Source organism: Halomonas sp. E14 (assembly GCF_052568415.1).
In genome coordinates this window covers 669,421-681,918 of record NZ_CP199423.1, presented here as the reverse complement: position 1 = coordinate 681,918, position 12,498 = coordinate 669,421, and the positions used below count along the sequence as shown (strand labels likewise).

The following is a 12,498-nucleotide window of genomic DNA, read 5'->3' as shown; positions in this document are numbered from 1 at the left end:
GGCAGCCTCAGGTAAAGCGCGGCTCGCGCCCGGCCAGGCGTGCCGCCACCGCCTCCTGCTGCTGCTCGCTGCCCAGCAGGCTGCGTTGCAGGCTGGCCTCCAGCGCCAGCCGCTCGCGCTCTGACATGCCGGGGGCGCGGGTGAACAGCTCGCGTGACGCCGCCACCGCCCGGGGCGAGCGCGTCGCCACCGCCGCGGCAATGTCGCGGGCCACGGCCAGCGGATCGTCGGCCAGGCGCGTGGCGAGCCCCAGGCTCACCGCCTCATGCCCGTCGACCTTACGCCCGGTCCAGGTCAGCTCGCGCAGCACGTCGCTGCGAACCGCCTCCCCCGTCACGCTGATGCCCATGTCGGGAATGATGCCCCAGACGATCTCGAGCACCGCCAGCCGAGCCTCGGGATGCACCACGCGAATATCCGCCCCCAGGGCGATCTGCAGCCCGCCGCCGTAGACGTGCCCGTGCAGCGCGGCGATCACCGGCACGCCGGCATCGCGCCAGCCCAACGCCAGACGCTGCACCGGATTGATGCCTTGCTCGTCGGGTGCCAACAGCGCGGGAAGCCGCTCGGGCCGCGACATGACCGCCGCCATGTCGAGCCCGGCGCAGAAGCTCTCGCCCTCCCCCCTGAGCACCACCGCGCGCAGGTCCTCAAGCTCGCACAGGTGCCGCTGGGCGGCCAGCAGGCCGTCGATCATCGCCCAGTCGAGGCCATTATGTTCGCGGGGCCGGGCGAGGGCGACCTCGGCCACGTGCCGGTGAAAGGAAAGCGTCACACGTTCATGGAAAGATGACTGTGTCATGCAAGCACCTCGACGGAGTGGATCCAGCCAGTCTGGCCGCGGCGTGACAATTGTCAAACATCTGTTTTATTTCTTTCCAGGTTTTCCCCTGCGCTTTGGCTATAGTGAAGCTTCAGAGCCGTGTCAGACGAATTCCTTACCCGCTCAGGGCCAGGGGGATGACGGGAATGGAATTCGTCATGCTTAGCGAATGGAATCACTGGTCTATCAATCAAGAATGCCCTTTGACTTGACGAAGATCATGTAAAAAGGACAAGCGCTTTCGCAGGATGCTCAGGTAGCGTCTGTGAAGCCCGTTTCGAGGACACTGCCATGCCAGAAATTCAAACAAAGACAACTCGGCTTGTGTTGACTCCCACCGAACAGCTCAACCTGGCGGAGGCCCATGAGCGGGCAGAATTGACCCGCTATCGTCGCCTTGCGTTCAGCTTCCTGCCCTACGATACCGCCGTCAGCCACCTGATGGCGTCGCTGGGCATCCAGTGTGAAGCCTGCCTGGAGGAGCAGCGGCGCCTGGTTCGGCAGCTGGGACTCCCGCCCACCGACTTTCGTGACCATGGCGCGCCGGCTACCGCCTCGCCGCTGCTGTTCATGGCCAACCCCACCATGGCGCTTGAGGCCATCATGCAGAGCGTGATCGACGCCGACTATTCGGTGCGCTTTTATCGCCATCTGCGCGACACCAGCAGCGTTGCGGCGTTCTACCCTGCGCTGACGGCGATTCTCAAGCAGAAACGCCGCGAGCATGCGCTGCTGGAAGAATTCCTCGCCTCACGCATCGAGCTGGAGCCGATGGCGCAACGCGCCTGAGCCATCCGCCGACGTACGGTCGGCAACTTCAACGACGAGGCGACCCGCGGGTCGCCTCGTGTCCTTGCTGCATCGACTGCCTCAGCCCAGCCATACCCTGGCATTGCGGAACAGCCGCATCCAGGCGCCGTCGCGGGTCCACTCCGCGGGCCGCCAGGAGTTGGTGACCGCCCGTACCACCCGCTCGGGGTGCGGCATCATGATGGTCACCCGGCCATCCGGCGTGGTCAGCCCGGTAATGCCGGAAGGCGAGCCGTTGGGGTTGGACGGGTAGTGGGTGGTGACCTGGCCGTAGTTGTCGACGTAGCGCAGGGCGACCTGGGCGCTGCCCTGCATGCTGCGCAGGTGAGCGCTGTCGCGGAACTCGGCGCGCCCTTCACCGTGCGCCACGGCGATCGGCAGCCGCGAGCCTTCCATACCGGCAAGCAGGATCGACGGGCTCTGCTCCACCTGCACCAGCGCCACCCGGGCCTCGAACTGCTCGGACTCATTACGTACGAAGCGCGGCCAGCTGTCGGCGCCGGGAATCAGCTCCTTCAGCTGGGAGAACATCTGGCAGCCGTTGCACACGCCGAGGCCGAAGCTGTCGTCGCGCTCGAAGAACGCCGCGAACTGCTCCCGCGCCCGCGGGTTGAACAGCACCGATTTGGCCCAGCCGCCGCCAGCGCCCAACACGTCGCCATAGGAGAAGCCGCCGCAGGCGACGAGCCCCTTGAACGAGGCAAGATCGACACGCCCGGCGAGAATGTCGCTCATGTGCACGTCCACCGCCTCGAAGCCGGCATGGTGGAAAGCCCAGGCCATCTCCAGGTGTCCATTGACCCCCTGCTCGCGCAGGATGGCCACCGCCGGGCGTGACGTGTTGACGAACGGCGCCGCGATGTCCTCGTTGACATCGAAGGTGGGGCTCGCGGAGAGGCCCGGGTCGCGACCGTCGAGCAGGCCGTCGAACTCGCTCTTGGCGCAGTCGGGGTTGTCGCGCAGCGCCTGCAGGCGATAGCTGGTCTCGGCCCAGGTGCGTTGGGCCAGCAGCCGGGTGGTCTCGAGCAGCGGCTCCTCGAACAGGGTCACGCGCACCTGGTCGTCATAGCGCGGCCGGGCGATGACGCCACAGGTCTCGATACCCGCGGCAGCGAACTGGGCCAGCACCTCCTCGGTGTACTGGCGGTTGACCTGAATCACCGCACCAAGCTCCTCGGCGAACAGCGCATCCACCGCCTGGGTCGGCTCGTCGATCAGCCAGTCGAGCTTGATCTCGAGGCCGGCATGGGCGGCAAAGGCCATCTCCAGCAGCGTGACCAGCAGACCGCCGTCGCTGCGGTCGTGATAGGCCAGCAGCTTGCCGTCGGCGTTGAGCCCCTGGATCACGGCGAAGAATGCCTTGAGATCCTCGGGATCGTCGAGGTCGGGGCACTCGTTGCCGAGCTGGCCGTAGACCTGCGCCAGCGCCGAGCCGCCCAGACGGTTCTTGCCACCCCCCAGATCGATCAGAATCAGATCGGACTCGTCCTGCTCCAGGTTGATCTGCGGGGTCAGGGTCTTCAGCGCATCGGTGACCGGGGCGAAGCCGGTGACCACCAGCGACAGCGGCGCGGTGACGCTCTTCTCTTCACTTTCGCCCTTGTCGTTCTCGGCCTGCCAGGCGGTGCGCATGGACATGGAGTCCTTGCCCACCGGAATGGCGATGCCGAGCTGCGGGCACAGCGCCATGCCCACCGCATGCACGGCATCGAACAGCGCCTGGTTCTCGCCGACATGGTCGGCGGCGCTCATCCAGTTGGCGGAGAGCTTGATGTCGGACAGCTTGGCGATCGGCGCGGCCGCCAGGTTGGTGATGGTCTCGGCCACCGCCAGACGGGCGCTGGCCGCGGGGTCGATCAGCGCCACCGGCGGACGCTCGCCCATGGCCATCGCCTCGCCGGCATGGGTGTCGTAGCTCGCCGTGGTCACGGCGACGTCGGCCACCGGCACCTGCCACGGGCCGACCATCTGGTCGCGGGCCACCATACCGGTGATGGAGCGATCGCCGATGGTGATCAAGAAGCTCTTGGAGGCTACCGTGGGCAGCCGCAGCACGCGATCCATGGCCTCGCGCAGATCGAGGTTGTCGAGCATCACGCCGGGCAGCTCCAGCGACTCGCGCCGGAACTCGCGCTGCATCTTGGGTGGCTTGCCGAACAGCACGCTCATCGGCAGATCGACCGGCTGGCTGGCCATGGACTGGGCCTCGAAGTGGCCGTCGCGCACCTCGAGGTGATGGGCCTCGGTGGCCTCGCCGACTACGGCGTAGGGGCAGCGTTCGCGCCTGCACAGCGCATCGAAGGTATCGAGGTCCTCGGGTGCTACCGCCAGCACGTAGCGCTCCTGGGCCTCGTTGCACCAGATCTCCAGCGGGCTCATGCCCGGCTCGGCGTTGGGCACCGCACGCAGATCGAACAGGCCGCCACGGCCGCCGTCCTTGACCAGCTCCGGCAGGGCATTGGAGAGCCCGCCGGCACCGACGTCGTGAATGAAGCGGATGGGATTGGCCTCGCCCAGCGCCCAGCAGCGGTCGATCACTTCCTGGGCACGGCGTTCGATCTCGGCGTTGTCGCGTTGCACCGAGGCGAAGTCGAGATCGGCGCTGGAGGCGCCGGAGGCCATCGACGAGGCGGCGCCACCGCCCAGACCGATCAGCATGGCCGGGCCGCCCAGCACGATCAGCTTGCCGCCGACCGGAATCTCGCCTTTCTGGACGTGGCCCTCGCGAATGTTGCCGTAGCCGCCAGCGATCATGATCGGCTTGTGATAACCGCGCCGCTCGATGCCGCCGGCACTCAGGGTGTCCTGCTCATAGGTACGGAAGTAGCCGGTCAGGTTGGGGCGGCCGAACTCGTTGTTGAACGAGGCCCCGCCGATGGGTCCTTCGAGCATGATGGCCAGCGCCGACTGCATGCGCTCGGGCTTGCCGTAGTCGAAGGCTTCCCAGGGCTGGACGAACTCGGGAATACGCAGGTTGGAGACAGTGAAGCCGGTGAGGCCCGCCTTGGGCTTGGAGCCGATGCCCGTGGCCCCTTCGTCGCGGATCTCGCCGCCGGCGCCGGTGGCCGCCCCCGGATAGGGCGCGATGGCGGTGGGATGGTTGTGAGTCTCCACCTTCATCAGGATATGGATCGGCTCGCGGTGCGTGCCGTACACGGCACGCTCGGCGGCCTTGCCGGTCAACGGCGCGGCGAAGAAGCGCCCCGCCTCGCTGCCCTTGATCACCGCGGCGTTGTCGCTGTAGGCGGAAAGGATGTCGCCGGGCGAAGCCTGGTAGGTGTTCTTGATCATCTTGAACAGCGAATGGCTCTGGGCCTCGCCGTCGATCACCCAGTCGGCGTTGAAGATCTTGTGTCGGCAGTGCTCGGAGTTGGCCTGGGCGAACATCATCAGTTCAACGTCGGTGGGGTTGCGCGCAAGCTCGCGGAACGCCTCGACGAGATAGTCGATCTCGTCCTCGGCCAGGGCCAGGCCCAGCGCGACGTTGGCCTGCTCCAGCGCCGCCCGGCCGCCCTCGAGAATGTCCACCCGCCCCAGCGGGGCCGGCTCGTGATGCGCGAACAGCCGGGCGGCATCGGAGGCATTGACCAGCACGCTCTCGGTCATGCGGTCGTGCAGGGTCTCGCGAATCGCCATGAAGGCCGCTTCGGACATCGGCGCCCTGAGCGCCACGCGATAGGCGACGCCCCGCTCGAGGCGGCGCACCCGCGCCAGGCCGCAGTTGCGGGCGATGTCGGTAGCCTTGGACGACCACGGCGACTGGGTACCGATACGCGGCACCACCAGAAACAGCTGGCCGTCGGCCTCGCCCTGGTCGCCACCGTCTTTGATGCCATAGTCGAGCAACTGATCGAGCAGACTCCGTTCATCGTCGGATAGCTCACCGTCGTGATCCACGAAATGCACGTAGGAAGCGTGCAGGGACTCGACCTCGGGAACCCGTGCGCGCAGGGCAGCCAGCAGCTTGTCGTGACGGAAAGCGGAAAGGGCAGGCGCGCCGCGAAGTTCGAGCATGTCTTGGAAGCCTCTGAAGCAAGCGGAGGGAGGGCCGCACGGCGGCATAGAAGGCGCCATGATACTGGAAAGCGCCGGACAGACGAAATGCGGCGGATGACAGCCGTGCCGCGTGCCGTTATCGTGAAGCTCTCTTCGCCGACCGTCGCCTGAATGCCCGAGCCCGAACGTCCTATCCTGCTGAGCCGCCTGCGCCTGGCCGCCCTGCTGCTGCTGGGTGTCGTGCTGTGCCTGGCCCCCTATCGCCACTTCACGCCAGCCAGCGGCCTGCTGGACGAAATACGCGAGCGCGACTTCCTCAGCATTCACACGCGCAATACGCCGACCACCTATTACGAAGGGCGCCACGGCCCGACCGGCTTCGAGTACGAGCTGGTGCGCCGCTTCGCCGACTTCCTCGGCGTCAGCCTGACCCTGGATGCGCGCCACCACATCCAGAGCGCACTGGACGCGGTGCGCCTGGAGGGCGATCTGGCCGCCGCCGCGCTGCCGCTGGACCTGACCCAGCCGGGCCTCATCTACAGCCGCCCGATCCTCGACCTGCAACCGCTGCTGGTCTACCGCCGCGGCCTGCCGCCGGTCACCGATATCGAGGGACTGGCGGGACTCACCATCGGCACCATTCGCGGCTCCGGAGCCGACCGCGTGCTGCGCGAACTGCAGGTCGAGCACCCGGCGCTGGGCTGGCGGGAATCCTCGGACGTCGAAGTGGCAGAATTGCTCAGCCAGGTCGAAAACGGCTACCTGGATGCGGCGGTAGTCTTCGAGCATCAGTTTCGCATCAACCGAATCTTCTTCCCCGGCGTAGAGCGCGGCTTCTTGCTGGGCCAGCCGCTCTCCATGGCCTGGGCCTTTCCCGCCCACGGCGGCCTCACGCTGCAGCAGGCGGCCAACCGCTTCCTCGAAGAGCTGCGGCAGGAGGGCTGGCTCGATGCGCTCATCGACCGCCACTTCGGCCATGACGACTACCTCGAATACGTCGGCGCCCGGGTTTTCATCGCCCACGTGCATGCGCGGCTGCCCACCTATACCGCGCTGTTTCGTGAAGCGGCACGCAACACCGGCTTCGACTGGAAGCTGTTGGCCTCCCTCGGCTACCAGGAGTCACACTGGGACCCGGAAGCCACCTCACCCACCGGCGTGCGCGGCCTGATGATGCTGACCCTGCCCACCGCCGGCGAGATGGGTGTGAGCGACCGTCTCGACCCCGCCCAGAGCATCGACGGCGGGGCGCGCTATCTCCGCCATCTCAAGGATCGGCTGCCGGAGTCGATAACAGGAGATGACCGGCTCTATATGGCCATGGCCGCCTATAACGTCGGCCTCGGGCATCTCTACGACGCCCGGCGTATCGCCGAGCAGTTGGGCGGCGACCCCGATCGCTGGGAAGACGTGCGCGAGGCGCTGCCGCTGCTGCAGAAGCGCGAATGGCACAGCCAGACCCGCCACGGCTACGCCCGCGGCGGCGAGCCGGTGATCTACGTGCGCAACATCCGGCGTTACTATGAGATCCTGAGCTACGTGGATCGCAGCCAGCAGCAGTACCTGCAGCTCAACGAGATGGCCAACGGCGAGGCCGACGAAGCCCCGTTGTTCGACATCATTTCTCCCCTTCTCTAGCAGGAACAGGGCATGACCATGCAACGCCGCGCCCTTCTCGTCACCTGCCTGGCCTGCGTGCCGCTGGCACCGGGCTCCCACGGCGGCCAGCCGATGCACGAGCTGGTCACCCTCGGCCTGCTGGCCATGCTCATCCTGGCCCAGCTGATGCTGCTGCTGGGCGCACGAGCGCTGGCCAAGGGACTGGTGAGTGCTGCCCTGCTGCCCCTCGGCCTGGCACTGCTCAGCTACACCCTGCCAGAGTATTGGGTGGCGACAGCAAGCTGGGACGCCATGAGCCGCGGCCTGGATACGAGCCTGTCGCTCGAGGCCTGGCGCCCGGGCCTGCTGCCCACCCTGACCCTGCTCCTGCTCGGCGCGCTGATCATCACGCGCTCCCAGGCCGCGCGGGGCGGCCCACTGCTGCTGGTCATGGTTGCGCTGCTGGTCAGCCTGCAGGGTCTGCTCGCCGCTGCCGCCCAGGCGCCACTGCTACGCCTGGCCGCCGGCCCCTGGGCCACGCTGGCCATGGCCCTGCTGCTGGTCGGGCAGGGGCTGGCCGCCCAGCCCGGCTGGCGTGCCCACGCCGCCACGCTCGGCCGCGCCCTGTTCCCGTCGCTGGCGCTCGTCGTGGCCACCCTGCTGCTGTGGCATCACCAGCAAGGCGTCACCGAGCGCGGGCTGCGCACCGCGGTCGAAGCGGAGGCCCAGCAGTTGGGCAGCCGACTCACCCGCGAGGTATACGACCACCTGGCGGCGGTGGAGCGCTTCGCCAACGTCTGGACCCTGTTCGACGCGCCCCCCACCCAAGCGGAATGGGCCGGCCAGGCTGGTCCCTATGCGCGCGACTTCCGCTTCCTGCTCAATATCGCCTTCGTCGATCCCGACAGTCGTCTCACCCGGGTCTACCCGGCCAGCGAGCTCAATCTCCGGATTCAGGGCACTCGGCTCTTCGATGCCCAGCCCGCCAGCCGCGAGGCGGTCAGCCTTGCGCTCGTCGAGCAGCGCATCGGCCGCACGGGCGTTATTCCGCTGCTGCAGGGCGTGCCGGGCATCATTCACTACCTGCCGATACCGCTGGACGAGCAGCGCACCCTGGGCGCCGTGGCCATGGTCATCAGCCTGCCGATCCTCGCGGAGACGCTGTTTCAGGAAGTGGATGGCCGCCATGTCGGGCTTGTGCTACGCCAGGGCGACCAGCACCTGGCCGAGCGCCTGCCCGAAGGGCGCCTGGGCCCCTGGCATCACGCGGTGCCGCTCGGCGTGGCCGGCGAGCCGCTGACCCTCAGCGTGCAGCCCAGCCACGCCAGCCTGCTGCAGCGGCTGCCCCGCCACCCGGTCATCAGCCTGGTCATCGGGCTGCTGCTGGCCTACCTGCTTTACCTGGTGCTGCACGGCTACACGCGCCTGGCCCGTCAGCACCGGCGGGTGCATGCCGCCAACACCGAACTGCGCCGCGAGATCCGCGTGCGCAGCCAGCTCCAGCAGGAAATTGAATGGCTGGCCCGCCACGACGAGCTGACCCGGCTGCCCAACCGACGGCTGTTCATGGAAACCCTGCAGGCCAACGCCGCACAGCGCCCGCTGAGCGTACTGATCTGCGACATCGACCATTTCAAGCGGGTCAACGACCACCAGGGCCACCTGGTCGGCGACCGCTACCTGACCCAGTTGGGTGACATCGGTCGCAAAGTGATCGAGCAACACGGCGGACTGTTCGCCCGCTACGGCGGGGAGGAATTCGTCGCTTGCCTGCCTCAGGCAGGCGGGAGCCAGGCCGTGGAGATCGCCGAGACGCTGCGCCGCAGCGTGCAGGACGCCGCGCTGTCACAACATGATGGCAGCACCCTGACGGTCAGCGTCGGCGTGGTCACGCTGGAGAAGGGGGCACTGGATGTCGCCACGCTCATGCAGGCGGCCGACGAGGCGCTCTATCGCGCCAAGGCCGAAGGGCGCAACCGGGTCAAGGCCGCGCCGGCCCTAGCCGTCATCGAGCGCGCCTGACGCCGTCGCGTCGACCTGGCGGCGCGCTTCGAAGAACGCCTTGAGCAGCCGCGAGGCGCGCACGGCGAGCACACCGCCTTCCACCACGACCCGGTGATTGTGCCAAGGCTGGGCGAACAGGTTGGCCTTCGACTCCACCATGCCGGTGCGCGGCTCGGCGGCACCGTAGACCAAGCGGGCGATGCGCGCATGAATGATCGCCCCGGTGCACATCAGGCAAGGCTCCAGGGTGACGTAGAGCGTGCAGCCGTCGAGGCGGTAGTTGCCGAGCCGCTCGGCGGCGGCGCGCAGCGCGCGGATCTCGGCATGGGCGCTGGGATCATGCCCCGAGATCGGCGCATTGTAGCCCGCCCCGATGATCTCGCCTGCCGCATCCACCACCACCGCGCCCACCGGCACCTCGCCGGCTGCCAGCCCCTCGCGGGCCTGGTCCAGCGCCCGATGCATGTAGAATTCGTCACTGCGCATCGGCGCCGACTCCGTTATCCTTGCTGAAACAACCGTATGAGACGCCCCGAGGAAGCCTCATGTCCGATGCCCTGAATGCGCTGGTCAACCTGCTCGGCCTGGAAGAAATCGAAGAGAACCTGTTCCGTGGCCGCAGCCAGGACCTGGGTCTGCCGCAGCTGTTCGGTGGCCAGGTGCTCGGCCAGGCGCTCTCGGCCGCCACTCACACCGTGGACCCCAGCCGCCAGGCCCATTCGCTGCACGGCTACTTCCTGCGTCCCGGCGACCCGCATCGCCCGGTAGTCTATCAGGTCGATGCCGTGCGCGACGGCGGCAGCTTCACCACCCGGCGCGTCACCGCCATTCAGAAAGGCCGGCCGATTTTCTTCTGCAGCGCCTCCTTCCATGGCCGCGAAGAGAGCCTGGCCCACCAGATGGCGATGCCGGAACTCGCCTCGCCCGAAGCGCTGGCTCACCAGCCCGATGCCCGCCTGGAGCGCTTCCCCGGCCACCCCATCGAATTCCTGCACCTGGGCGATGACGCCGAACCCGGCCAGCCTTCGCGCAAGCGGCTGTGGTTCCGCCTGACCGGCGAGCTGCCCGACGACCCGGCCCTGCACCGCTACCTGCTGACCTACAGCTCCGACTTCAACCTGCTGACCACGGCGCTGGTGCCCCACGGCATCACCTTCCGCGACCCCAAGCTGCAGATCGCCAGCCTCGACCATGCGCTGTGGTTCCACCACGACGTCAAGGTCAACGACTGGCTGCTCTACGACATGGACAGCCCCTGGGCCGGCGGGGCCCGCGGCTTCACCCGCGGCAGCATCTACGACCGCAGCGGGCGGCTGGTGGCCTCCACCGCGCAGGAAGGCCTGACGCGCCTGCGCGAAGCGCGCTGAGCGCTGAGCGCTGAGCGCTTCTCGACACGGCACCAGCCGCATCCGAGGCTAAAGTTCCCTACCGAACCGTCGATATTGGAAAAATCTTCCATGGAACGCACGACGAGATTCGGATAATGACAGATTCCTTAAGCGGCTCCAGGCGCGCCTTCGGGCTTCAAAGCAAGCTCCTGGCCCTGGTGCTGCTTCCCCTGCTGGTGACGACCCTCGTGCTTGTCACGCTGGATGCCCGCGACCGCATCGTGGGCAACCAGGATGCCCTGGCCATGCAGCGTGCCATGCTGATCGAAACGCGCCAGGCCGGGGTTCGCGACGTCGTCGAAAGTGCCCGCACGGCCATCCAGCCCGTGCTGCAGAATCGCGGCCTCAGCGAGGCACAGCGGCGCGAGCAAGCCGCCGAGATCCTCCGTGCGATTCGCTTCGAAGGCGATAACTACATCTTTGCCTACCAGTACGACGGTACCAATATTGTGCTGCCCTACAGTCGGGAACGCGAGGGCACCGACCTCAGCAACCTGCGCGCCCCCGATGGCGCCTTCATCATCCGCGACATGATCTCGCTGGCGCAGCAGGGGGGCGGCTTTTATCAGTACCCATGGGAATACCCCGGCACCAACGACGTGGAGCCCAAGTATTCGTTCGTCGACACCGTTCCCGAGCTGGGCTGGATGCTGGGCGCGGGGGTCTATATCACCGATATCGATGCCGCCATGGCCAAGGCCGACCTCCAAGCCGCCAGCGTGCTGCGCAGCGCCATTCTGTCGTCAATCCTGACCGGGCTGGCGCTGTTCGCTGTGGTGGCGGCCGCCTCGGTATGGCTCGTGCGCCGCACGATTCGCCCCATACGTCGCACCGCAGATGCCATGCGCGACATCGCCCAGGGCCAGGGCGACCTCACCCGCCGCCTTAACGCCGAAACCCAGGACGAGATCGGCGAGCTGGCCACCCAGTTCAATGCCTTCGTCACCCGCATGCAAGAGACCCTGCGCGACGTGCGCCGCAGCACTACCAGCGTGCATCTCGCCGCGGAAGACATTGCCCAGGGCAGCGATGAACTGGCCACGCGCACCGAGCAGGCCGCCGCCAACCTGCAGGAAACGTCCGCCTCCATGGAGGAGATCACCGCCACGGTGAATCACAGCGCTGAATCGGCACAACAGGCGAATCAGCTGGTCGTCGCCACTACCCAGGTAGCGCGTGATGGCGAAAGCGCCATGCAGCGCGTAGAGCGCACCATGGCGGATATTGACGCCTCATCGAGCCGTATCGCCGAGATCGTCAGCCTGATCGACGGCATTGCCTTCCAGACCAACATACTGGCGCTCAACGCCTCGGTGGAAGCCGCTCGGGCCGGCGAACATGGCCGCGGCTTCGCCGTGGTGGCGCAGGAGGTGCGCACCCTGGCCAGCCGCTCTGGCGATGCCGCCAAGGAAATCCGAACGCTGATCGATACCTCCGTGGCCCACGCTCGCAGCGGCAGCGAGATCGTCCAGCGGGCGGGCGCCACCATGCAGGAGATCGTGTCCAGCGTGGCACGGGTCAGCGACGTGATCGCCGAAATCAGCGCCGGCGCGCGTGAACAGAATGCCGGCATCGGCCAGATCAATACGGCCGTGGCCGAGATGGACACCATGACGCAGCAGAATGCCGCCATGGTGCAGCATACGTCCTCCCTGGCCGCCGAGATGCGCCGTCACTCGCAGCAACTCAGCGACCTGGTCGGCACTTTCATCCTGGGCGACGAGCGCGAGAATGGCGGGGCCGCAGCTGCCACGCCTGCCAGGCAGCTGCCTGCGCTACCCGCCGCGAGCAGGAAGGTGCCCGCCTCGCCCGCTCGGCCCGGCTCCCAGGCGGAATGGGAAGCCTTCTGAATCCAGGCAGGCCGCTGCCCTTGCAGCC

8 protein-coding genes are annotated in these 12,498 nt (G+C 67.5%); 5 read left to right on the top strand and 3 right to left on the bottom strand.

Features of this window, described 5'->3' with window-relative positions:
* Positions 1-7 precede the first annotated feature (7 nt).
* Entirely contained in the window at positions 8-802 is a 795-nt protein-coding gene (locus tag ACT7B3_RS03115) for a crotonase/enoyl-CoA hydratase family protein (protein ID WP_445156821.1), read from the bottom strand.
* 345 nt (positions 803-1,147) lie between these two features.
* On the opposite strand from ACT7B3_RS03115, the gene ACT7B3_RS03110 reads away from it, so the two are divergent.
* The gene (locus tag ACT7B3_RS03110; protein WP_445156820.1) at positions 1,148-1,612 is read left to right on the top strand and encodes a hypothetical protein; all 465 of its coding nucleotides are present in this window, start codon (positions 1,148-1,150) and stop codon (positions 1,610-1,612) included.
* Between the two features lie 81 nt (positions 1,613-1,693).
* Here the strand turns inward: ACT7B3_RS03110 and purL are convergent, their stop codons facing one another.
* Positions 1,694-5,647: a phosphoribosylformylglycinamidine synthase gene (gene purL / locus ACT7B3_RS03105; RefSeq protein WP_445156819.1), complete on the bottom strand. Its 3,954-nt coding sequence runs from the start codon at positions 5,645-5,647 to the stop codon at positions 1,694-1,696.
* Between the two features lie 153 nt (positions 5,648-5,800).
* Here purL and mltF point away from each other — a divergent pair, with 153 nt between their 5' ends.
* Complete coding sequence (gene mltF / locus ACT7B3_RS03100) at positions 5,801-7,267, top strand: membrane-bound lytic murein transglycosylase MltF (protein WP_444678400.1); 1,467 nt, start codon at positions 5,801-5,803, stop codon at positions 7,265-7,267.
* Positions 7,268-7,279: 12 nt separating this feature from the next.
* A complete protein-coding gene (locus ACT7B3_RS03095) occupies positions 7,280-9,250 on the top strand; it encodes a diguanylate cyclase (protein WP_445156818.1) in 1,971 nt (656 codons plus the stop codon).
* Here ACT7B3_RS03095 and tadA read toward each other — a convergent pair.
* A complete protein-coding gene (tadA, locus tag ACT7B3_RS03090; RefSeq protein ID WP_445156817.1) occupies positions 9,227-9,718 on the bottom strand; it encodes a tRNA adenosine(34) deaminase TadA in 492 nt (163 codons plus the stop codon). The two genes, ACT7B3_RS03095 and tadA, sit on opposite strands and share 24 nt — an antisense overlap.
* Before the next feature lie 59 nt (positions 9,719-9,777).
* On the opposite strand from tadA, the gene ACT7B3_RS03085 reads away from it, so the two are divergent.
* Positions 9,778-10,599: an acyl-CoA thioesterase gene (locus ACT7B3_RS03085; RefSeq protein WP_444678403.1), complete on the top strand. Its 822-nt coding sequence runs from the start codon at positions 9,778-9,780 to the stop codon at positions 10,597-10,599.
* A 116-nt stretch (positions 10,600-10,715) separates the two neighbouring features.
* On the top strand, positions 10,716-12,470 hold the full coding sequence (locus tag ACT7B3_RS03080) for a methyl-accepting chemotaxis protein (RefSeq protein WP_445156816.1): 1,755 nt from the start codon (positions 10,716-10,718) through the stop codon (positions 12,468-12,470).
* Positions 12,471-12,498: the final 28 nt, after the last annotated feature.